Raw genomic sequence first — 22,271 nt, 5'->3', positions numbered from 1 at the left:
GTTCGGTGAACGCGGCAGGCGATGGGGCCAGTTGCCCGTCATCCGCGCCTATCCGGCTGCGCCGCGGTGGCCTGTGCTGCGCGCGGCGCACATGGGCGCGGACCGACACATATCGGCGCTGCGCGAATTATCCCGGACAACGCACCTCTCATCCTAAATGCACACCATGGACGCTCACGCATTTCTTCTATCTCATCGCTTCCGACCGGCCCCTCGCTCCCGGCCTGATGATCCGGCGCCGCTGCTGATCTTGTTGCACGGCTACGGTAGCAACGAAGATGACCTGATGTCCTTGACGCCCTATCTGGATCCGCGCTTTAACGTCGTGAGCGCGCGGGCGCCATTAGCGCTTGGCGCGGCCAGCTACGCATGGTTCCCGCTCGCCTGGGACGAGACCGGCATTGCGTTTGAGCCGCGCGATGTCGTTGCTGCGGTTCAGCCGATGGTGGCCTTTATCGAACAGGTGATCACAGCCTACGGCGCGACGCCGCAGCGCACGCTGTTGTTGGGCTTTAGCCAGGGCGCGACGATGAGCGCAGCGGTGCTGCTGCATCGTCCCGCCCTTATCGCCGGCGCGGCATTGTTGAGCGGACTGGCGCCGCCCGAGGAGGTCGCTTCGGGCGAGGCGTTGAACGGCAAACCCGTGCTCATCACCCATGGGCTGTTGGATGCGGTCGTGCCGGTGCAGATGGGACGGGCGATGCGCGATGGGCTCATTGCCCGTGGCGCATCGGTGACGTATCGCGAGTATCCCATCGGTCATCAAATTGACGAGCGTTGCTTGGCGGATGTGGATGACTGGATGACCAAGTGGCTGGCCAGGCTGAGCTGAGCGGTGCATGCAGCAGGGCTGGCCGCCCGGCTAGGGCGCATTCCCTTCCTACGCCGGGTGTGGCGTGACGAGACAGCCCCTATCATCCCCTGCGTAACCCGATCTGGGTGAGGAGATTGCCATGGAAGCTCAGCACATCGCGCTGGTGCAGCAGACGTTTGCAAAGGTTGAGCCAATCGCACAAGAGGTCGGTGATCTGTTCTACAACCGGTTGTTTGAAATGGATCCGAGCGTGCGGCCGCTTTTCAAGGGCGATATGAAGAAGCAAGCCCTCATGTTGATGACGGTGATCGGCCTGGCCGTGCGCGGGCTGGATCGCCCGGAGGCTATCGCGCCCAGCATTCGGGCGTTAGGCGAGCGGCACTCCCGCTATGGGGTGAAGGGGTCGGACTATCACACCTTTGGCGCTGCGCTGATCTGGGCGTTGGAGCAGGTGCTCGGCGATGCCTTTACCCCAGAGGTGAAAGCAGCATGGATCGAGGCCTACGATGTGCTCGCCGGCGCAATGAAGAAAGCGACGCTGCCGGTCGAAGCAGCGACATGATCGCCTCAACGACGCCGCGTCTCCCAAATTTCCGGATTGAGCAGATGCGGTGGGCGCTCTCCTCGCAGCACCTGTAGCGCTTGCGTGAGCGTCGTCTCCCAGATGCGATGATGGCCGGCGACCGTGCGGCTGGCCACATGCGGCGTGACCACCACGTTGTCGAAAGCCAATAGAGGATGCGATGGGCTGATCGGCTCGCCGTCGAAGACATCCAAGCCTGCTCCACCGATCTGGCCACTGCGCAGCGCTTCGGCGAGCGCCTGCTCGTCCACCAACGCGCCGCGCGCGACGTTGATGAACAGCGCGCCGCGCTTCATCTGGGCGAAGCGTTCGGCGTTCATGAAGTGATGCGTCTCCGGCGTGGCCGGCGTATGTAGCGAGACGATGTCGGCTTCGCGCAGCACATCTTCCAATGCCGGCGCGAGCGCGATGCCCATCTCCTGTGCGCGGGCGGGTGGGATGTAAGGGTCGAACGCCAGCACGCGCATGTCGAAGGCGAGGCCGTAGCGCGCAACCCGACTGCCGATGCGGCCCAGTCCGATCAAGCCGAGCGTGCGCCCATGCAGCTCCAACCCCTTGCTTTCTTCGCGCCCCCAAAACGATTCCCAGCCGGTGATGCGCACAGCGCGGTTGGCCTGCGCGACCTTCTTGGCTACGGTCATGATCAGCGCCCAGGCGTGCTCGGCCGTGCTGATGGTCGGCGCGTCCGGTGCATAGACGACCGGGATATGCCGCGCGGTGGCTGCGGCCAGGTCAATGTTGTCGTAGCCCACGCCTAGCCGGGCGATCACTTTGAGCTTAGGCGCGCGATCCATGCGCGCGCCGTCGTAACGCACGTTGCCGGGGCAGATGAATGCCTCGGCTTCTTCGATACCTGCCAGGGTGGGGGAGGGGCCGATCGGCTCTGCGATCCCCTCGAGTAGATGCGCACACGAAGGCAACAGCGTGTCATCGAGCCAGATTTTGAACATGGTGTGTTGCGCTTTACGTTTTCGTCTGCGCCGACTCCTGACTCCCGACGCCCCATCTCAATAGATGCCGCCTGACTGCCGTTCGCTCGCCCGTCCACCGCGCAGCGCCTTCACCGCAGCAGAAGCCGCCGCCGCCAGTAAGTTGCCGTCGGAGGAGATGGTGACCAGCCGGAAGCCTTTGGCGACCATCTGGAGCGCGTAGTCTGTCGAGGCGCAGTGAATGCCGGCGATCACGCCATGCTTCTGACAGGCAGCCAAGATGACGTCCAGCGCTGCGACGACGTCCGGGTGCGAGGGGTCACTGCGCTCTGGGCGGCCCATGCTCAAGCTGAGGTCTGCCGGGCCGACATACACGCCGGTGAGGCCGGGCACGCTGACGATGGCTTCGACGTTGGCCAGCGCCTCGGCCGTTTCGACCATGGCGAAGGTGAGCACGTCGTCGGCGGCCGTTCGTTCGTAGTCGCTGCCATAGGCGACGCGGGCGCGGGTGGGGCCGAAGCTGCGATAGCCGCGCGGCGCGTAGCGACATGCACCGACGAAGCGTTCACACTCGTCCCGCGAGTTGACCATGGGGCAGATGATCCCAAGTGCGCCGGCGTCGAGCAGCTTCATGATGATGCCCGGCTCGTTCCATGGCGCGCGGGCCATCGGTACGGCGCCGGCCAGGTTGATCGCTTGCAACATCGGCAGGGTGTGTGTGTAGTCGAGCAGGCCATGTTGCAAATCCAGCGTAACGCTGTCCCAGCCGGCGCGCGCCATGAGTTCGGCGCTCCAACTGCTGGGGATGGCGCACCAGCCGTTCACGACGTAGTTGCCCTGCGCCCAAATCGTTCTCAAAGGATGAGGTTGCATGGAAGCTGTGAGCTGAGCTGTGAGTTGTGATTTCTGGCTTCTGGCTTCTGACTTCTGACTTCTGGCTTCTGGCTTCTTGGTCCCTGACCTCCATCATGCTACATGTCGCGCTTTGAAGATCAGTGAGGACATGCCGGCGTCTATATGGAAGATGCTGCCGGTTACCTGGGAGGACTCGTCGGAGATGAGATATACAACGGCGTAGGCGGCATCCTGTGGCGTCTGGTGACGGCCGAAGAGGAGCTGGGCGCCCTGCGCGCGCAGTTCGTTCACGTCCCCCCCGCGGCTTTCGGCCAACGCGATCTCGCCCTCACTCAGCACCCAGCCGGGGATGAGGTAGTTGCATCGAATGCGGTCGGCGCCGTAGGCGCCGGCCAGCGTGCGCGTCAGGTTGAGCAGCGCCCCCTTCGCGGCGCCATAGGCGACGAGGTTGGCCGAGGCCTGTAAGCCGTGGATCGAGCCGATGTTGACGATGCTGCCGCCGCCAGCGTGTTGCATGGCCGGGATGGCGTATTTACAGCAGTAGAACGCGCTGCGCACATTCACGTTCATGATGGCCTCCCAGAGTTCGGTGCTGGTTTCCTCAAGCGTGGCGCGCGGGAACCAACCGGCGTTGTTCACCAGGCCGTCGAGTTTGCCGAAGCGCTGGACGGCGATTTGCACGAGCGCGGCGCAGTCGGCTTCGCGGGTGACGTCGGCATACTGAAAGATGGCTGTGTGGCCGGCAGCGCAAATCTTTGCTGCGGCCGCTTCGCCTTTTTCTGCTTGTTTGTCGGCGATGACCACGCGCGCACCTTCTTGGGCTAGCATTTCGGCAATGCCGAAGCCGATGCCCTGCGCCGCGCCGGTGACGATGATCACTTTGTCTTGAACGCGGTGAGCCATGAGCGGGGTTCCGTGCTTAGCCTTTCAGGCTGCCGGCCATGTTCTGCACGGCTACGGTGACTGGTGCAAGGTGAGAGTTGCTCAACACGACCAGGCAACGATAAAGTCATTCCAGATGGAGGTGAACCGCCAAAGCAGCACCACGGCGAAAGCAGGCGCCGCGATCGGTAGCGGAGTGTTGAATAATCAAGCTGGGCATGGCTCGCGCTCCAACTTGGGTTTTCGTGAATCAAGTCTACGCGCAGCCATGCTTTTTTGCCCATGTCCGGTAATGTATTACAGCCCGCGCGCAAAGGCAAATAGCTCGCCGACGTCGTGAACGCAATCGTAGATCGCAAGTTCTATAATGCATTTGCCGCCTTTGCACAAGCCCGATGACAGAATTCAAGGTGCATTCCCCCTTCCAGCCGACCGGCGATCAACCGCAGGCCATTGAGGCACTTGTCGCCAGCCTGAACGCCGGCAATCGCTACACCACGCTGCTGGGGGCGACAGGCACAGGCAAAACCTTCACCATCGCCAAGGTGATCGAACGTGTGCAGCGCCCGACGTTGGTGATCGCGCACAACAAGACCCTGGCCGCGCAGCTCTACGCCGAGTTCAAGGAGTTCTTCCCGGAGAACGCAGTTGAATACTTCGTCAGCTATTACGACTACTATCAGCCCGAAGCCTACGTGCCGCGCTATGACCTCTACATCGAGAAAGATGCCTCGATCAACGATGAAATAGACCGGCTGCGCCTGGCTGCCACCAGCGCGCTGATGAGCCGGCGCGATGTGATTATCGTCGCCTCGGTGTCATGCATCTACGGCGTGGGCAATCCAGAGGACTACGGGCGGTTCGTCGTCAAGTTGGCGCAGGGGGAGGTGCGCCGTCGTGATGTGGTGCTGCGCATGCTGGTGGCGATCCAATACGAGCGCAACGACGCTAATCTCATGCGCGGGCGCTTCCGCGTGCGCGGCGACACCCTCGAGGTGCAGCCGGCCTACGCCGAGACCGCCTATCGTATCGAGTTCTTCGGCGACGAAGTCGAGCGCATCACCGAAATTGACACGCTCACCGGCGAAATCCTCAAAGTGCTGCCGGAGGTCGAAATCTACCCGGCCAAGCACTACATCACGCCTCAAGAGAAGCTGCAACGCGCCATCCGCGAGATCGAGCAGGAGCTGGAGGAACGCATCGCCTTCTTCAAGTCGCAGGGGAAGTATTTGGAGGCGCAGCGCATCGAGCAGCGCACGCGCTACGACATCGAGATGCTGCGCGAGGTGGGCTTCACCAGCGGCATCGAGAACTACTCGCGCCTGCTCGACGGCCGGCCGCCCGGCACGCCCCCCTTTACGCTGCTGGACTACTTCCCCGACGACTTCCTGCTGGTGATTGACGAAAGCCACATGACCATCCCGCAGATCCGCGGCATGTACAACGGCGATCGCGAGCGCAAGCAAGTGCTGGTGGATTACGGCTTTCGTTTGCCCAGCGCGCTCGACAACCGGCCGCTCAAGTTCGAGGAGTTCGAGCAACGCTTCCGCCAGGTCATCTTCACCAGCGCCACGCCTGGCCCATACGAGCTGCAACACAGCGCCGTGGTCGTGGATCAGGTCATCCGCCCGACCGGCATCTTAGACCCAGTCGTCGAGGTGCGGCCGGTGCGCGGGCAGGTGGACGACCTGATCGGCGAGATCCGCGCGCGCGTGGCGCGCGGCGAACGCACACTCGTCACTACGCTCACCAAGCGCATGGCCGAGGACCTGACGAGCTATCTCCAAGAGTTGGGGATCAAGGTGCAATACCTGCATAGCGAAGTTCAGACGGTGGAGCGCGTCGAGATCCTGCGCGATCTGCGCTTGGGCGAATACGATGTGGTCGTCGGCATCAACCTGCTGCGCGAGGGGCTGGATTTGCCGGAGGTATCGCTGGTGGCCATCCTCGACGCGGATAAAGAGGGCTTCCTGCGCAGCGCCACATCGCTCATCCAAACCATCGGCCGCGCTGCCCGTCACGTCAACGGCAAGGTCATCATGTATGCCGACACGGTGACCGACTCGATGCGTGCGGCGATCGAGGAGACCGAGCGCCGGCGCGCCAAGCAGATCGCCTACAACGAAGCGCATGGCATCCAGCCCCAATCCATCTATAAAGCGATTCGCGATCTGACCGACCGCGTCAAGGTGGCTGAGGGTAAAGCCGGCTACGAGACAAAACGCAAAGTGCGGGAATTGGGCGGAGCGCTTGCGGTGCGCCTGGCGTCGTTGCCCAAGGGCGAGCAGAAGCGCCTCATCGCCGAGCTGGAGGAGCAGATGCGCCAGGCAGCCAAAGACCTAGAATTCGAGAAGGCGGCCATGCTGCGCGACCAGATTCTGGAGCTGCGCCAGTTGCTCAACGACATGGACGACCAGACGCCGGAGTGGGAGAAGATCCGTCGCATACGCGATTACAGCGTAGATGGCGACGAGGAACGCCCGCTCGCCGGTGAGGCCGCCCAAACGCCTGCGCGCTACGCCATCAAGCAGCCGAAGAAAGCCGGCCCGCGCAAGCGACGTTGATGTCGGCGAAGACGACCGGGCGAGCAGCGGGCAGCGGATGCCCTAGAATCCCAGGCATGGTATCTGCACCTATCATCTTAGCCAATGCCGAGATCCGCGACGAATTCATCGCCGACGGCATGCGGCAACTGCGGCGCGGCGCGAGCGCCGGCGACGTGGCCGAATTGGTCGCCTGCGCCGTCGAGGATGATCCAGAAGAGCACACCGTCGGCTATGGCGGTTGGCCGAACATCCTGGGCGAAGTCGAGCTGGACGCTTCGTTCATGGACGGTGCGACGTTGCGCGCCGGCGCGGTTGCGGCGCTCAAAGGGTTTCGCCATCCGATCAGCGTCGCCCGGCAGGTGATGTTGCGTTTGCCGCATGTGTTGCTCGTAGGCGAGGGCGCGGCGCGTTTTGCAACTGAAATCGGCGCCGAACGGCGCGACATGCTCTCGCCCGAGGCGCAGGCAGCGTGGCGGCAGCGCATCGCCGAGGTGGCTCAGCACGAGGAGAAGGACGCGATCACCCTCACGATGCGCGCGTTGGTCGAACGCCGGGGCAGCGACACGATGAACGTGATCGTCCGCGACGCCGCCGGCAACATGTGCAGCGCCGTCAGCACCTCGGGCATCGCCTGGAAATATCCCGGTCGGGTGGGGGACTCGCCCATCATCGGCGCCGGCAACTATTGCGATAACCGCTACGGCGCGGCGGCCTGCATGGGGCTGGGCGAGGTGGCTATACGCATCGGCGCGGCGGCTCAGGCCGTGATGTTGATGCGCTTGGGCTGGTCTCTGGAGGCAGCCGGGCGCGAGGTGGCGTGTCAGTTATACGCATTGCTTGGCGAATCCAACGCGACCGATCCCATGCGTCGCGCCGACTGGGTGCGCATCTTAATCATGGACGCGGCCGGCAACGTCGGTGCGTTCGCCACGCGGCCCGGGCTGAGCTACAAAGTGCAGACCGCCGACGATCCCCGGCCCATCACGCGTGAGGCAGTGTGTCCGGTATAGAGGTTGCGCCGATCGAGTTGGCCGCGATTTGGGATGTCCCGGCCGGTTGCGTCGTTTGCCCACTTGGGCGCGGCTACAACAACTACCTGCATCGCCTATGCGACAGTGCCGGCGCGCCCTTGCCGTATGTGTTGCGCGTCTACGGCAATCACGCCAACCCGAAATACATTCAGCACGAGATCGCTGTGCTGGCGCAACTCGCCGGTCAAGGTTTGCCCTTCGCCGTGCCTGCACCCATCCCTACCCGCCGAGGCGAATTGTGGGCGCTGGTGGACAACGGGCAAAGCGTGCGGCTGATGATGCTCATCCCGTTCATCCACGGTGAGAACCCCGTCGTCCACGACCTGGGTCAGGCCGAAGGCGCCGGCGAGGCGATGGCGGTGCTGCATGCCGCGCTGGCGCGTGTGGAATCGCGCGGCGCCGGCGCGCCCCGGCCGTATATCGAGCTAGATCGTGTGCATCCGCTGGTGCCCGACCCTTTTGAGGCGATGCGCGCCGTCGGCTCGCTGGCCTCGCGGGTGGACGTGGCGCGCGTGGATGCTGTGCTCGAGCGCATCTATGCCCACGAAAGGCAGATCCGCGCCTTGCCCCAACAACTCATCCACGGCGACTACATCACCGGCAACCTTTTGATGGACGGCCCACGCGTCACAGCCGTGTTGGACTTTGAGAACTGCGCGTTCAACCCGCGCGGCATGGACTTCGCCATCGCTATGGATGCTTGGTGCTGGGACGCGATAGGCAGCGGTCGAGAGCAGGAGCGCATCGCTGCCCTGGCGCGCGGCTACGCGCGTGCGGGATACCTGAGCGACGCCGAGATTGCGCTGCTGCCGGTGATGGTGCTGCTGCGCAACGCCAATGTGCTCATGCACCTCATCGGCCGCTTCCTGAGCAACCTCAGTCCTTACGTGGACGTGGCGAGTTGGCTGGAGTCGCTCGCGCGCGTGGATGCCTGGCTCACGCTCTACGGTGAGCAGTTGACGTCGTGCGTGCGTCAGCACATGGGCCGGGGCTAGCTCTCTGCCGGCACCTCACAAGCTCTCGCCATTGTGGGCGGCAGTGCGCGCATGACGTCTCGCTCGGCGCAGCGAGCAAGTTGCGGTGAACTCCTCAGCTACGCGATTGCGCTGCTGTGGCTTGGCGCGCAGTAGGCGTCAGGGCCGGCGCGATAGCGCATACGCCTTCATCGCCTCCCACAGCGGCGTCGGCGTGAAGTCCGGCTCGAGCATGCGGAAGTAATACCACGACTGGTTCTTCTCGGCGTCGCTCGGACGCTTGAAGAACCACACGCTCAGCGTGCCAACCCATGGCCACTCCGCCCGCGCGCGCTCGAAGAGCATCGGCACATAGCGCGCCTGCTGCTCCGGCGTCACCATGCCGAAGCGGTGGAGATCGGCGATGGTCGGATCGTTGGGCACGGCATTCCAGTTCACTTCGCTCAGCCAGATCGGTTTGTGCGCGTCGCCGTTGCGCACCATGATGTCGCGCATGAGCACATGGCGCGCCACGTTGGTCTGCAACGGGTTCAGCCGCCGGTCGTAGGGCCCGCTGAACAGGCCGTAGCCTTGCGCCGCTGCCACGTCGAAACAACGGCCTGCGCCGGCCTGATACATGCGCTGGAAGAAGATCAAGTCGTCGAGGCCGCCGCCCGGATAGCCGCCGCCATCTTGCGCGATGGTCGGCGCCAGCGCTGCGGCGATCACCACGTTGTTCCGATCCACGCTTTTCAGACGCGCGTGCGCCATGCACAGCAGCCGGGCGTAGTCTTCCGGGTTGGCGCGCTGGTTGCCCCACTCCGGGAAGATGTTCGGCTCATTCCAGATCTGCCAATGCGTGATGCGGCCTTGGTAGCGTCGCGCGACGACCTCGACGAAGTCGGCGAAGTCCTCGAAGCGCGCCGGCGGGCCGAATTCGCCCAGGTCGGCGTAACCGGCGTGCGCCCACGCCGGCGGCGCGCCCAGCCGGGCGATGATCCGCAGCCCGTAGCTTTCCGCCAGCGCGACGATGTTGTCATACTTGTCCCACGCGCTGCGGTGAGGTGGGTTGCGCCGGTCCTCAAAGTCGCCCTTGCCGTGAATTTCGATATCCGACCAGACAAACGGCTGGCGGATCCAGGCGAAGCCGGCGTCGCGGATCATTTGCAGGCTGCGCGCGCGCTTGGCTTCTTCGACTTCCTGCTCCAAAAAGGTGTTCACGCCGAGGGGGTTGTCGGGCAGATGCTGAATGGACGCGTCGGGTGCCAGTTGCAGCGGCGGGCGCGTCTGGTCGAGCGCCAGGTTCCATAGTGCGCGCAGTTGGGCGCCGCGAGCCTCCTCGCCGGTCAAGTAGAAGAGCTGCTCGCTGGCGGCCGGCGAAGCCAATCCTGCGCCCACGCCGACGACCAGCGCGGCGAGCAACAGCGACTGAATCAACCGCGGCAGCCTCGCATGAGATGCTCGGCGCAGCCGGTCACGTTCCATCTGACCCATTCAAGTTGAGATATTTGCGCCATACGTCGTTGGTTGCCATGGTCAGCAGCGTCATGGCCCAGAAGCGCGGGCGATGCGGCTTACGCCGTAGCGTCATCCCCGCCTCTTCTGGGGTGCGGTTGCCTTTCTTGCGGTTGCATGCGCTGCAGGCGGCAACCACGTTCTCCCACTCCGTGCGCCCGCCCCGCGAACGGGGAATGACGTGATCAATCGTTAAATTTTCTCGGCCCGGCTGTGCGCCGCAGTACTGGCAGGTGTAGTCATCTCGCAAGAGCAGCGCGCGGCGTGAGAGGGGAAGCGGCAAGTTGTGCGGTACGTGGACGTAATGAAACAGCCGGATGACCTGCGGCACCGGCAGTTGCAGCCGTTCGCTGCGGATGACGGCGTCAGACGCCTCGATCAACTCGGCTCGCTGCATCATCAACAGGTGGATTGCGCGAGGCACGGGAACCACGCTCAGCGGTTCATACGTGACGTTGAGCACCAAAACCCGGCGCAGCGACGGCGCTGTGCTGTGATAGACAGTTGCGCTTTCTGGTTTCTCGTCTCCTTACTCGAAAGCCTGTGGACTACTCATAAAATTCTACACTTGTTGGATTAAGGTATGTTAAGGCACAGGCCAGATGTTGCTGCGAAGAGGTGTAGCCCATCGGCTACAATAAGCTTCCGACGTCGCGATTGATCGCGAAGATAAGCATACGCTGCGCGCCTTGCGCTATCACCGATGACCGATTCCCTCCACTATGCCCTCGTCGGCGCGGGCGCCGGCATCGCAGTCGGCGGCCCGTTCTTCACTGGACCTGTTGAGATGGTTGAGGCGACGCGGCCGGATGTTGTCATCGTCTGTGTGCTGCATCCTTACATCAGTCTGGGGTTGGACGAAGACCTGTCTGCACGCGATCGAACACAGCCGAGATGACCGGCGAACCGCTGCCTCGTCTAACCAGATCAGCCGAGCAGAGCCGATGAACACTCAGAAAGCGTTACCCGTTATCGCGTCTATCGCCATCATCCTGGGCGTGGCTATCCTGCGCGATCGCTCGAAGACCCTTGCCGCTATTCTCGCTACGATGCCGATCAATATCCCACTGGGGTTGTGGGTGGTGTTCGGGGGCGGCAATGATGACCCGGACGCCGTCGCGTCATTTGTGTGGGCGCTGGTGCCCGGCTTGCTCGCAACCATCGTGTGGGTGATCGTTGTCTATGGGCTGCTGCGGTTGGGCGTGACGCTATGGATGGCCATCTTGGGCGCCTACGCTGTGTGGGCGGTGCTGGTCTTCGCGTTCATTCGCGTTGACTGGTTGAAAGTTCCTGCCTAGGCCGCACAGGAACATTTCTCCGCAGGGGCAAGCCGACGTCGGCTTCGCAGTCATTGCTCGCCCAGGGGGTAAGCCGTCGGCGTAAACGGAAAGAGCGGGCGCGCATTACAGCGGCCCGCTCTTCGTGCAGCTTTGCGTCCGGTTATCGCAGCGCTGCTTTCACTGCATCCTCATAGGCCTGAAGCGTCTCGTCCACGTCTGCTTCGGAGAGCGCGTAGCACAGGAACCAGGGTTCGCCGTAGTCTGGGTCGGGCATGATCCCGCGCGCATATAAGCCCTCGAAGATCGCGTCCATCAGCGCGTCGTTGGCAAACCGTTCTGCCGAGCGATGGTCGGAGGGTTTGTCGGTGGACTCGTCATTGCCGATGATGAGGCCGAACATCGCCGGCACGCCCGTCAGCGAATGGGGGATGCCGAAGCGGTTGAGAATCTCCTGGATGCCGGCCATCAGCCGCAGGCCACGCGCATGGATGGTCTCGAACACCGGCTCTTCCTCCATCACGCGCAGCACCGCATCGCACGCTGCGACGGAAACCACGTTGCCGCAGTAGGTGCCGCCATGGCCCACGGCGCCCGGCTCGATGGTCATCATGAATTCTTCCTTGCCGCCGATGGCGCCGATTGGGAAGCCGTTGCCCATCGCCTTAGCGTAGGTGACGAGATCGGCGCGCACGCCGAAGAATTGCTGCGCGCCGCCAGGCGCGATGCGGAATCCCGTCTTCACCTCGTCCAAGATCATCACAATGCCGTAGTCGTCACACAATTTGCGAATGAATTCCAGCCAACCCTTGGCAGGCATGATCGAGGCCATGTTGCCCATCATCGGCTCGACCAAGATCGCCGCGATGCTATGGCCGTGATCGCGCACCGTGCGCTCTAACATCGCGAAGTCATTGAAAGGCAGGGTGATCACCCACTTGCGCACATCGCTGGGAATGCCGCTGCTGGTCGACACGGGGATGGGGCTGCGGCGCGAGCCCATTGCGCTGACCGGGCTGTCGGAGGTGCTCCACATCACATAGTCGTGCGCGCCATGGTAGCACCCCTCGAACTTGATAAATCGCTCGCGATTGGTGTGCGCCCTGGCGATGCGCAGCGCGTGCATGGTGCTTTCGCTGCCGCTGTTGGTGAAACGCACCTTATCTACGCCCGTCATGCGGCAGATGCGCTCCGCCGCGCGCACTTCGTATACGTTCGTGAAAGCAAATGTGTTGCCATCCTGCATGGCTTCGAAGACCGCCTGCGTCACAGCCTCGTAGGCGTGACCCAAGATAACCGGCCCGAAGCCGAGGCGATAGTCAATATATCTTTTGCCGTCCACATCCCAGATATATGCGCCTTTGCCGCGCGCGATGACCGGGGTATCGGCGTCGCTCCAATAACGGAAGTTGGACGAGACGCCCCATGGCATGACGGCGCGCGCGCGCGCATACCACAGATCGCGTTGTGTAGCCGGTCGAGCGCCGGCCGATACAACGCGTGGAGCTTCGCCTGCTGGTGCCATAGCGACCACGTCGGCCGCCATAGAGCCCATGGCAGGCTTCACTAAAGATTCCATCGGTAATTCGGTTAGGTATTTGTCTCTAAACATAGTTCTCCTTTCCCTCCCGCGCTGCGAAAGAAGCGCGGAAAAACAAGCGTGCCATCCCGCCGCGCGAGATGGCACGTTGCTCACACTCACACCAAGAGCCGATTCAGCCCGACTGAACGTTCGTCACTCAAATCAAGCGTCCATTTAGCATCAGCACCTAGCGCGGCGTTTCGCACGAGGCCAGCGTCCGCGGGCAGGCTGAGGGTTTGGACGCGCCGTCAGCCCTCGCCCGACGTCGCGGCGCGTTCGGCCGCTTCTTTAGCGTCTTGCGCGGCATGCTCGACGGACGCGCGCGCTTCCTGAATCATGCGCTCGGCGCGTTCACGCGCTTCTTCGACGATCCGCTCGGCGCGGCGGCGCGCGTCGGCGATGGTTGCCTCGGCGCGTTCGCGGGCGTCCTCGAGCGAATCATGGGCGCGGTCGCGGAATTCAAGGCCGGTGCGGCTGATTTGCTTGCGCGTTTCCTCGCCGCTTTGTGGCGCCATCAGCAGCGCCGTCGCAGCGCCAATCAGTCCGCCGATCAGCACCCCGGCGAAGAAGGCTCCCATCTCGGCGCCTGAATCGTTGTTAGCCATATGTCATCACCTCTTCTTCATTCGGATAAGGCTTGCGAGCTGTTGTATCACCGTCGCCCCGCGCCGCCTTTGGCTTTCATATTGACCGCTTGGGCCATTCGCTGCATTCGCGAGACGAACCCGGCAGCTTTGATGGCCGGTTTAGCGATGCTGTCGCTCATGAACAGCGTCGTCCCGTACACGGCTTTGGCGGCCTTCTGAGTCTCCGTCAGGATCGGCACCAGTTCGGCGCGCAGGAAGCGCGTCAGTTCTTGTAGACGATACAGCAGGAGCACGAGCAGCGCGCTGATCACCAAGCTTATGATGATCAGCACAACGGCGGTCAGAATGACCACAATGTCGCGGATGTTCGCCGTGAGCGCTGGGTTTTGTAACAAAAGATAGACGACCAGGGCCAACACACCAACGATGAGCGCGCCTGTTGCTGTGGCAGCAAAGATGGCCCTGCGATTCGCTCGCTTAACTCCGGGATCGTCGTACGCTGGCGGCGGTAGCTTCGCGGGCGCAGTCTGCGCCTCTGCCTTGCCGTCTGACCCCGCCGGCATCCCGAAGTTTTGCTCTCGCGGTCGCGAATCTTCACTCATGGGAACATCTGCATGGGATTATAGCAAATGCGATGTTGGAGGCGCATTATCAAACACACGAAGGCTGACTCCATGTATAATGCGCCCATCCCCCGGGGAATGGCGCAGATGGCAGCGCGCACGGTTTGGGACCGTGAGGTCCCGGGTTCAAATCCCGGTTCCCCGATCTTTCCGAATTGGGATCCCTCGAGTCCAACTTGCAAAAGGTATCCGTAAACCGGCGGAACTTTCATGCGCGTACTGGGCGCGCCTCCGCCCCCGACGTTTTGTCAACCGTTCTCGAGTTCTGAATTGCGCACGGTGGTAAACCGGACCTCTATAGCCGATCAACCGATGGCACATCACAGCGGCGACAGCAGCAAGCCGGATCGCAACCTGGCCTTGGAATTGGTGCGCGCGACCGAGGCGGCGGCGCTTGCGGCCAGCAAGTGGATGGGACGCGGCAATCCAAACGCCGGCGACCAGGCCGCCGTCGAGGCGATGCGGCTGATCCTGAGCGAAGTGGATATGGACGGCGTCGTCGTCATTGGAGAGGGTGAAAAGGACGCAGCGCCGATGCTCTACAACGGCGAAAGGCTGGGCAATGGGCTGGGAATTCAGGTGGACATCGCCGTGGATCCAATAGACGGCACCCGCCTGCTCAGCGTCGGCGGCGCCGGATCGATTTCGGTCGTCGGACTGGCCGAGCGCGGCAAAATGTTCAAGCCGTGCACCTTTTATATGGATAAGATCGTGGTTGGCCCGGAATGCGTCGGCGTCATTGACATCGAAGCGCCGCCGGCGGCGAACATCCGCGCCGTTGCGCGCGCCAAGGGGATGCCGATCAGCGCCGTCACGGTGTGCATATTGGATCGCCCGCGCCATCAAAAGCTCATCGAGAAAGTGCGCGCCACTGGCGCCCGCGTTAAGCTCATCTCCGACGGGGATATCTCCGGCGCGTTGCAAACCGCCATCCCCGATTCTGGCGTAGACATCCTCATGGGCATCGGCGGCACGCCGGAAGGCGTGATCACTGCCGCGGCGATGCGCTGTCTGGGCGGCGAAATTCAGGGCAAGCTTTGGCCGCGCGATGACGCCGAGCGTGAGCAGGCGCAGTCGCAGTGCAACTTGGACGAGATCCTGACGACGGAGAAATTGTGTGGCGGCGACAACGTCTTCTTCGCCGCAACGGGCATCACGACAGGAGAGTTGCTGGCGGGTGTACACTATAGCGGCAACATCGCCCGCACGTTCTCCCTGGTGATGCGGTCGAAATCCGGCACGGTTCGCTATATCGAATCACGCCACCGCTTAGACAAGCTGCGCACCTTCAGTCAAGTCACCTACGTTGATTGATGGCTATTGATGCGACTTGCTCCTTGCGGAGTTGGCAAAGCCGGGGTTCAAAAAGATTGCATGGGGATCAAGCGCAGTTGTGGCACTCGGCGGGGCGCTGCAACTGCATGTGAGCTGAGGGTTTGGCCACGCGCTGGAGGGGAACCTCCAAAATCAGGCCGAAACGCGTGGCTTAAAACAACGGCGAGGGAGATTCGCATGAGCAAGTCCATTAGAAAGCGACGGTTTGTGCAGATGCGCTTCGACGATAGCGCGACGGCCAGGCAGGCGCCGAAATCTGGGAAGCGCTGCCGCGCGCTCTCCTTGCGCTGGAAGAAAATCGCGGCCCACAAAACAGCAAGACCACTCGCATCTTTGCTGGCCGTCGCGCGTCGCCCGGCCCCAAACCCATGTCTGCACTTTAGCATGTGAGTAATCATGAGAAGACACACACAACCACAAGAAGAAACCATCTCCAGCCCTTCGCCTGAAGCGATGAACGGCGACGGCGCCGAGGAGGCGCCAACGACCGTCGAGGAGGCGGTGGCCGCGACGCCATCGCCGGCGCCGCAAGGCGGACGCCAGCAACGACGCAACATGTTCGACATGGCGCGTCTGGAACATGAGACGCTGAGTGAGCTGCGGGAGCGTGCCAAAGAGCTGGGCATCTCGGGCTACAGCCGGTTGAAGAAGGATGACTTGATCATTCAGCTCCTGCGCGCCCAGGCTGAGAAGAACGGCCTAGAGCTGCGCGGCGGCGTCATTGACATCGTGGACGACAACATCGGCTTTCTGCGGGCCGAGCACTATCTGCCGGGGCCGGAGGACATCTATGTGTCCCCGTCGCAGATCAAGCGTTTTGGGTTGCGCACCGGTGACATGGTGGTTGGGCAGGTGCGACCACCAAAAGAGAATGAGAAATACTTTAGCTTGCTGCGCGTGGAGGCTGTCAATGGCCAGGATCCCGAACAGGCGAAGAACCGCCCGCACTTTGAAAAGCTGACGCCGATCTTCCCCAACGAGATTTACAACCTCGAAGCGAGCGGCAAACTCAGCATGCGCTTGCTCAACATTGTTGCGCCCATCGGCAAAGGCCAGCGCGGCTTGATCGTTGCGCCGCCCAAGGTGGGCAAGACGACGCTGCTCAAAGACATCGCCAACGCCATCAGCAAGAGCTATCGCGACGTTCATCTCATGGTGGCCTTGATTGCCGAGCGCCCGGAAGAAGCGACCGACTTCGATCGCTCCGTGGATGCGGAGGTGATCTCATCCACGTTCGACGAGCCGGTGCAGAGCCACGTGCGCGTGGCGGAGATGGTGCTGAATCGCGCCAAACGCCTCGTCGAATGTGGCCGCGACGTGGTGATCCTGCTGGACTCGCTGACGCGCCTCAGCCGCGCCTATAACCTCACCGTCCCTTCCTCCGGCCGGACGCTCTCCGGCGGTGTGGACCCCGCGGCGCTCTATCCCCCCAAGGAGTTCTTCGGCGCGGCGCGCAACATCGAAGAGGGCGGCAGCCTAACCGTCATCGCCACCGTGCTGGTGGATACCGGCAGCCGGATGGACGATTTCATCTACGAGGAGTTCAAAGGCACCGGCAACATGGAGATCCATCTCTCGCGTCGCCTGGCCGAGCGCCGCATCTTCCCAGCCTTCGACATCCTCGCCAGCGGCACGCGCCGCGAAGAATTGTTGCTGGGCGAAAAGACAGCGCAGCGCACCTACCTGATGCGGCGCATGCTCAGCCAACTGATGGCGCCTCAGCCGCAAGGCGCCGGCTACGACATCACTACGGCGATGGAAGCCTTCCTGCAGCGATTCTCTAAGACGAAGACCAATGAAGAGTTTCTGGCCTCGTTAACGAAGGATTTGACGTAATCGCGCAGCGGGCGATGGAAGATTTCGATCTCGACAAGTCTGACCGGATCACCTGTCGGATTGCGCACGGCGTCTATCGCATCCTGCACAATCGCAGAGTGGTCGGCGAGGAGCTGTGGGGCATCTTTGGTTTGCGCGGTGGGGGCTATCGGTTGATGGCTGAGATTGACCTGATTTGGCCGATCCGGAACCAGCAACGGGCGCAGCTAGACTTGGATCACACCTGGTCGGCCCGCAAGTTCTGGGTGCAGTTGGACCTTGAAGGGAAGCGGCGCGTTGCGCGCTATATGCCGAGCGGCAGCGAGTTGGAGATCACCATCTATGAAGAGCCGCTGCGCTTCGGCGACCCCAACCGCGCGCCGCGCGAGCAGTCCTCAACGCCCTCGGTGATGACGAAGGCCAAATGCATCTACGCCACAAAGGTGGCTTACGGATCGCATACCTTCCTCGACTATGGCTCAACGCTGCTCAACTTTGCGCACCTACGCCGCTTGCCTCTAAGGCCAGGCGCGCAGGCGCAGATCGAGGCGATTGTGGTGACTCAACCCTCGCTCGAACCGTTGGTGCTATCGCAGACATACTGCTACGTGCGCGACGAGCAGATCACGTCTTTGGTGCAGCCGTTCATGGTCACGCGGCGGTATACCATCGAGGAGCATATCGCCGGCGATGGCAACAACGACGCGCCTTTCACGACCATCTGGGCCGACCCGCATGACGTGGTCGTCAAGCAAGAGGTGCTGCTCGGCAAAGAGACGCACGGGTGTGAGTTGGTGAGCTATCAGTGGGTGGGCGAGGAGGCTTAATCCTCGCCCACCGGGCGGATTGAATTCTCGCCTGAGTTAACGTATAGCGCTTTGCACGCCGGCGGTGATCATGCCGAGCAAGGGCGCCGGCAACAAGCCGAAGATGAACACCGCAGCCACGCTGATGGCGGCTGCGAGCGACCGCGGCGCGTGCGGGGGGATCGGCTCGCCCTCAGCTTGTGGCTCGCGCATGAACATCGTCATGACCAGCCGCAGGTAGAAGTACGACGACACGACGCTGGTCAACACGCCGATCACAGCCAGCCAGGTCAGCCCGGCTGCGACCGCTGCGCCGAACAGGAAGTATTTGCCGACGAAGCCGGCCGTCGGCGGGATGCCGATCAGCGAGAACATCGCGACGGCCATCCCGATCCCCAGCGCTGGTCGGCTCCGGCCGAGTCCGGCGTAGGCGTCAAAGGTCTGGTTCTCCTCCGCGCCGCTGCCCATCGCGGTCATTACGGCAAACGCCGCCAGCGTCGTGAACGCATAGGCGGCCAAGTAGAACAGCACGCTGGCCGCGCCGGCCTCGCTTCCGGCTGCGACGCCAGCCAGCGCGTAGCCGGCGTGGGCAATGCTGGAGTAGGCCAACATCCGCTTGACGTTGTGTTGTGCCAGCGCAGCAACGTTGCCCACGATCATGGTCAGCGCCGCGATCAGGGCGACGATCGGTTGCCACTCCGGCAGCAACGGCTGGAAGCCGAACATGAATACGCGCAGCACGGCCGCAAAGCCGGCGGCCTTGGTGGCCGTGGCCATGAACGCGGTCACCGTCGTCGGCGCGCCCTCGTAGACGTCGGGCGTCCACATGTGGAACGGCGCGGCAGCGACCTTGAACCCCAGTCCGACCAGGATGAGCGCGGCGCCGGCGAAAAGCAGCGCCGGATCGTAGGCGGGGCGCGCGCCCTCTGCGCTGAGGATGGCCGAGAGGGCCGGCAGCGACGTTGTGCCGGCGGCGCCATACACCAGCGCGATGCCGTACACCAGGAATCCCGAGGCGAACGCGCCCATTAAGAAGTATTTCATCGCCGACTCCTCGCTCTCCAAGCGTGGTCGGGCGATGCCGCACAAGGTGTAGAGTGGGATCGAGAGCAGCTCGACCGCCACAAATACCATCAGCAGGTTCACGGCGTGGCCCATCAGCATCATGCCGCCGATGGAGAACAGCATCAGCGCATAGAACTCGCCGCGCATGATGCCGCGCGCTTCGTTGTAGCGCAGCGCCATCAGCACCGCCAGGAAGCCGATCGCCGCGATCAGCGCGTCTAGGAAGAACGCGTAGCCGTCGGCCCGCACCATGGCTTGAAACGCGTCGAACGGTGCAACACCCATCAGGAGCAACGCGGCCAGGCCGGCGACACCCAATGTGCCGGCGGATAGCCAGGCCGTCACGGATTTCTGCTCGGCCGGCAGCGCCAGGTCTATCAACAGCAGTGCGATGCCGCCTACAGCGACGATGAGGAAGGGAAGGACTGCGATCAAATCGTTAGCAGGCATGGCGTAGTTTTGACAATCCGTTGAATTGTAGCCGCTTCGTCAACAAGGCGGCGTGCGCGTGCGATCGGCTCGCGCGCGACATCGTCATACGTTTATCGCCGTCAACTGGAAGCGGGAGCCATCGGCGGCGATGAAATCGTAGATCACGCCGTCGCTGTCGCACCAGAACTGCGCGGCGTAGTTCGTTTGCCCATCCCGTTCGGTGATGAGTTCGTAGTGTTGCAGGGTCATCGTCCCGAAGCGGGTCGCGTAGTCTACGTCCGGCCGACGGCGGTAGGTCTGTCGAGCGGCGGTCGGTTTGAACGTCACCGCGTCGAGCAGGAAGGCGTCGCGCGTTCGCGACTCGCCCGGTTGCAGCCGGCCACGCCAAACGCCGACCATGACGCACAGCGGCGTCGTCCAGACGATCGCGATATCTTCTCGCCAGGCGATCCGTTTCTCGTGGATTTCGGCTTTGTGCCGCCAGCAGATCGTCGCCTGGTCGCGGCGCTCGCCGAGCACGCAGATGCGACTCTCGCGTGTGCCGAACAGCCCATGAATCGTGAACTCGATCAGTCGGAGTTGCGAGTCGAGCAGGATTGTCATCGAATCGCTGCGTGGCTCGTCAAACGGTGCGACGCGCACAGTTTCGTTGTCTATTTGGATCGAGCCGTCGGGCAGGCGGATGGCCTGCCATCGCTCATCCGCGATCACATCACCGGATGGCGCGAAAGCCTGGTAAATGCCTTTGCGATTGGCGCTGAGCATGGGATGTCGTGCGCAAGACGGCGAACGCCGCCGTTGAGCCACGCGCGATGAAAGATACAATATGCGCGCGGCACAGCGCGCATTATAGATGGATGCGAGTATCGTCCTTGGCGTTGTCAGCCTGTTCGTGCTGATCCTGGTCAACGCCTTCTTCGTCTTTGCGGAATACAGCGTGGCAGTCTCACGTAAGACGCGCGTCGCCGAGTGGGCGGATAAAGGGCACGCCCAGGCGAAGCTGGTGCTGAGCGTGATGCAGGATCCGGACCAATTCTTTGCCGCGACGCAGGTGGGTGTGACGATCACCTCGTTGGCCGTCGGCGCGTTGAGCGAGCCAGCGTTTAGCCGCTTGTTGGTCAGCTTTTTTGCCGGCTTGGAGATGGCTGTTCCGTTTATGCGTGGTGCAGCGGCTTTCCTGGGCGCGGTCGGCGGCTTGTTGATTGCCTCATACTTTCAAATTGTGCTGGCCGAACTCGTGCCGCGCTCGATCACGCTGCGCGTGGCGGAGCGCGTCGCACTGATCGTCGTCCCACCGATGAATGCGCTGGCGACGCTCTTTCGCCCCTTCGTCTGGCTGCTTAGGGAATCGTCGCGCAGGGTATTGCGCGCGTTGGGCTTCCGGCCCGGCGCCGAGACCGAAAGGCTGCATACGCTTGAGGAGCTGCGCATGCTCATCGAAGCAAGCGAGCGGGGCGGCGCGATTGAGTCTGAGCGGGGCGAGATGCTCAGCAAAGTGTTCACGTTTGGCGACACGACCGTGCGTGAGGTAATGATCCCGCGCACCGAGATGATCTGCGTCAACGTCGAGGCGTCGCTGCAGGAGGTCGGCCACCTCTTCTCCACCCATGCCTATAGCCGGCTGCCGGTGTACGAGGAATCGCTCGATCACATCGTCGGGGTCTTGCACATCAAAGACCTGTTGCGCGCGCTGCTGTCGTCCACGCGCATGCCCTCCGTCCGCCAGCTCATGCGCGAGCCGTTCTTTGTGCCCGACACGCAGCGCGCCGACGAACTGCTGCAGCAGTTCCGCGCTCGGCACGAATATATGGCCGTCGTCTTGGATGAATACGGCGGCACGGCTGGCTTGGTCACGCTCAGCGACCTGGTTGCGCGCATCATCGGCGAGATTGGGGATGCCGTCGCGCCCGCGTTGCCGGACATTCAACCCGCCGGCGATGGCAGCGTGCTGATCAACGGCCTGATGACGATCGGCGATGTGAACGATGCCTTCGGGTTGAAGCTGGAAGATCCCAACTACGACACGATCGGCGGCTTTGTGATGGGTCAGCTCGGCCGCATCCCCGTAGTGGGCGACTCTGTCGAACTCAAGTCGCAAGGCGTGGCGCTCTTCGTGGAAGAGATGGACAAGCTGCGCGTGGCCCGGCTGCGCCTGCGCCGCATTGCCGATCAGGGACATGCCGGCAATGCGCCTGAACGTGCCGGCAAGCCAGCGCCGTGATGCGCATCACGGCGCAACACCAGCGGCAACGCCGGCCGACTCGTCCCGGAAAACGACGTTTGGGCGCAGGATTTTGCCGCGCCGGTCGGCAGGGTCGTGCGCTGCACAAAATGGATCGCCGCCCCCCCCGCCGTCACCGACGGCGGGCGTATAGGTTGTTGTCTGGACCAAAGCCCAACCCGTCGTTGCAGGGTTCGGCTTGAAAGCCAAGCCGAGCAGCCCTTCCTCGCCACAGCACTGCACCCGCGTCGTCAGGCTCGCGGTGATGCCGTTTTGCTCGACGACGAACAGGCGCGCGTCGCCGGCGCGGGTGACGAACACCGGCCGGTTTCAGCCGCCCGCCGCCATCTCGAAATTCATGTTGACGTTCGGCGAGTTGGGCGGATGGCCGAGGGCGATGCGCCCACATGGCCGAGCGCT

The 22,271-nt window shown here is 63.0% G+C and carries 22 protein-coding genes and 1 tRNA gene; 12 read left to right on the top strand and 11 right to left on the bottom strand.

Annotated features, from left to right (window positions below; translation table 11 throughout):
- The first annotated feature begins 166 nt into the window (after positions 1-166).
- The gene (locus tag GXH28_RS05925) at positions 167-832 is read left to right on the top strand and encodes an alpha/beta hydrolase (RefSeq protein WP_169238102.1); all 666 of its coding nucleotides are present in this window, start codon (positions 167-169) and stop codon (positions 830-832) included.
- A 121-nt stretch (positions 833-953) separates the two neighbouring features.
- A complete protein-coding gene (locus GXH28_RS05920; protein ID WP_169238101.1) occupies positions 954-1,376 on the top strand; it encodes a globin family protein in 423 nt (140 codons plus the stop codon).
- Between the two features lie 5 nt (positions 1,377-1,381).
- Here GXH28_RS05920 and GXH28_RS05915 read toward each other — a convergent pair whose 3' ends face one another.
- The 3 genes from GXH28_RS05915 to GXH28_RS05905 all read right to left on the bottom strand — a co-directional run bounded on the left by GXH28_RS05915 (position 1,382) and on the right by GXH28_RS05905 (position 4,084).
- Positions 1,382-2,347, bottom strand: coding sequence for a hydroxyacid dehydrogenase (locus tag GXH28_RS05915; protein WP_169238100.1), 966 nt, complete (start codon positions 2,345-2,347; stop codon positions 1,382-1,384).
- A 57-nt stretch (positions 2,348-2,404) separates the two neighbouring features.
- Entirely contained in the window at positions 2,405-3,184 is a 780-nt protein-coding gene (locus tag GXH28_RS05910) for an HpcH/HpaI aldolase family protein (RefSeq protein ID WP_240550219.1), read from the bottom strand.
- Positions 3,185-3,292: 108 nt separating this feature from the next.
- Complete coding sequence (locus GXH28_RS05905) at positions 3,293-4,084, bottom strand: SDR family NAD(P)-dependent oxidoreductase (protein WP_169238098.1); 792 nt, start codon at positions 4,082-4,084, stop codon at positions 3,293-3,295.
- Between the two features lie 374 nt (positions 4,085-4,458).
- Between GXH28_RS05905 and uvrB the strand changes: the two genes are divergently transcribed.
- From uvrB to GXH28_RS05890, 3 genes are read left to right on the top strand one after another with little or no spacing between them, the layout of a single operon-like run.
- Complete coding sequence (gene uvrB / locus GXH28_RS05900; RefSeq protein ID WP_169238097.1) at positions 4,459-6,627, top strand: excinuclease ABC subunit UvrB; 2,169 nt, start codon at positions 4,459-4,461, stop codon at positions 6,625-6,627.
- A gap of 56 nt (positions 6,628-6,683) precedes the next feature.
- Entirely contained in the window at positions 6,684-7,619 is a 936-nt protein-coding gene (locus GXH28_RS05895) for an isoaspartyl peptidase/L-asparaginase (RefSeq protein ID WP_169238096.1), read from the top strand.
- Entirely contained in the window at positions 7,607-8,635 is a 1,029-nt protein-coding gene (locus GXH28_RS05890) for a phosphotransferase (RefSeq protein WP_169238095.1), read from the top strand. The genes GXH28_RS05895 and GXH28_RS05890 overlap by 13 nt, the downstream gene beginning before the upstream one ends.
- A gap of 138 nt (positions 8,636-8,773) precedes the next feature.
- On the opposite strand, the gene GXH28_RS05885 is transcribed toward GXH28_RS05890, so the two are convergent.
- Together GXH28_RS05885 and GXH28_RS05880 are read right to left on the bottom strand one after the other, a co-directional pair.
- Positions 8,774-10,078, bottom strand: a complete 1,305-nt coding sequence (locus tag GXH28_RS05885) for a cellulase family glycosylhydrolase (RefSeq protein ID WP_169238094.1) — start codon at positions 10,076-10,078, stop codon at positions 8,774-8,776.
- On the bottom strand, positions 10,068-10,541 hold the full coding sequence (locus tag GXH28_RS05880; protein ID WP_320447923.1) for an HNH endonuclease: 474 nt from the start codon (positions 10,539-10,541) through the stop codon (positions 10,068-10,070). Before GXH28_RS05880 ends, GXH28_RS05885 begins: the two co-directional genes overlap by 11 nt.
- A gap of 270 nt (positions 10,542-10,811) precedes the next feature.
- Between GXH28_RS05880 and GXH28_RS05875 the strand changes: the two genes are divergently transcribed.
- A complete protein-coding gene (locus GXH28_RS05875) occupies positions 10,812-11,006 on the top strand; it encodes a hypothetical protein (RefSeq protein WP_169238093.1) in 195 nt (64 codons plus the stop codon).
- A 46-nt stretch (positions 11,007-11,052) separates the two neighbouring features.
- On the top strand, positions 11,053-11,406 hold the full coding sequence (locus tag GXH28_RS05870) for a hypothetical protein (protein ID WP_169238092.1): 354 nt from the start codon (positions 11,053-11,055) through the stop codon (positions 11,404-11,406).
- Between the two features lie 142 nt (positions 11,407-11,548).
- Here the strand turns inward: GXH28_RS05870 and gntE are convergent, their stop codons facing one another.
- From gntE to GXH28_RS05855, 3 genes are all read right to left on the bottom strand, one after another.
- On the bottom strand, positions 11,549-12,931 hold the full coding sequence (gntE, locus tag GXH28_RS05865) for a guanitoxin biosynthesis PLP-dependent transaminase GntE (RefSeq protein ID WP_169238091.1): 1,383 nt from the start codon (positions 12,929-12,931) through the stop codon (positions 11,549-11,551).
- A 284-nt stretch (positions 12,932-13,215) separates the two neighbouring features.
- Positions 13,216-13,572, bottom strand: coding sequence for a YtxH domain-containing protein (locus tag GXH28_RS05860; protein ID WP_169238090.1), 357 nt, complete (start codon positions 13,570-13,572; stop codon positions 13,216-13,218).
- Positions 13,573-13,619: 47 nt separating this feature from the next.
- A complete protein-coding gene (locus GXH28_RS05855; RefSeq protein WP_169238089.1) occupies positions 13,620-13,973 on the bottom strand; it encodes a hypothetical protein in 354 nt (117 codons plus the stop codon).
- 276 nt (positions 13,974-14,249) lie between these two features.
- Between GXH28_RS05855 and GXH28_RS05850 the strand changes: the two genes are divergently transcribed.
- The 4 genes from GXH28_RS05850 to GXH28_RS05835 all read left to right on the top strand — a co-directional run bounded on the left by GXH28_RS05850 (position 14,250) and on the right by GXH28_RS05835 (position 18,154).
- Positions 14,250-14,322, top strand: a tRNA-Pro gene (locus tag GXH28_RS05850).
- 167 nt (positions 14,323-14,489) lie between these two features.
- Positions 14,490-15,491 carry a class II fructose-bisphosphatase gene (glpX, locus tag GXH28_RS05845; protein ID WP_169238088.1) on the top strand — a complete coding sequence of 334 codons (1,002 nt, stop codon included), beginning with the start codon at positions 14,490-14,492 and terminating at the stop codon, positions 15,489-15,491.
- Positions 15,492-16,067: 576 nt separating this feature from the next.
- The gene (gene rho / locus GXH28_RS05840; RefSeq protein WP_206156736.1) at positions 16,068-17,348 is read left to right on the top strand and encodes a transcription termination factor Rho; all 1,281 of its coding nucleotides are present in this window, start codon (positions 16,068-16,070) and stop codon (positions 17,346-17,348) included.
- Between the two features lie 14 nt (positions 17,349-17,362).
- Complete coding sequence (locus tag GXH28_RS05835; protein ID WP_169238086.1) at positions 17,363-18,154, top strand: hypothetical protein; 792 nt, start codon at positions 17,363-17,365, stop codon at positions 18,152-18,154.
- Between the two features lie 36 nt (positions 18,155-18,190).
- On the opposite strand, the gene GXH28_RS05830 is transcribed toward GXH28_RS05835, so the two are convergent.
- Entirely contained in the window at positions 18,191-19,648 is a 1,458-nt protein-coding gene (locus GXH28_RS05830; protein WP_169238085.1) for an NADH-quinone oxidoreductase subunit N, read from the bottom strand.
- 84 nt (positions 19,649-19,732) lie between these two features.
- Positions 19,733-20,395 (bottom strand): putative glycolipid-binding domain-containing protein, encoded by a 663-nt coding sequence (locus tag GXH28_RS05825; protein WP_169238084.1) that lies wholly within the window; start codon positions 20,393-20,395, stop codon positions 19,733-19,735.
- Positions 20,396-20,483: 88 nt separating this feature from the next.
- Here GXH28_RS05825 and GXH28_RS05820 point away from each other — a divergent pair, with 88 nt between their 5' ends.
- A complete protein-coding gene (locus GXH28_RS05820; protein WP_169238083.1) occupies positions 20,484-21,851 on the top strand; it encodes a hemolysin family protein in 1,368 nt (455 codons plus the stop codon).
- 6 nt (positions 21,852-21,857) lie between these two features.
- On the opposite strand, the gene GXH28_RS05815 is transcribed toward GXH28_RS05820, so the two are convergent.
- Entirely contained in the window at positions 21,858-22,172 is a 315-nt protein-coding gene (locus tag GXH28_RS05815; RefSeq protein ID WP_169238082.1) for a hypothetical protein, read from the bottom strand.
- Between the last annotated feature and the right edge of the window lie 99 nt (positions 22,173-22,271).

Source organism: Candidatus Roseilinea sp. NK_OTU-006, from assembly GCF_012931985.1.
Classification (GTDB): Bacteria; Chloroflexota; Anaerolineae; order J036; family Brachytrichaceae; genus JAAFGM01.
This window is presented reverse-complemented; position numbering and strand designations above follow the sequence as displayed.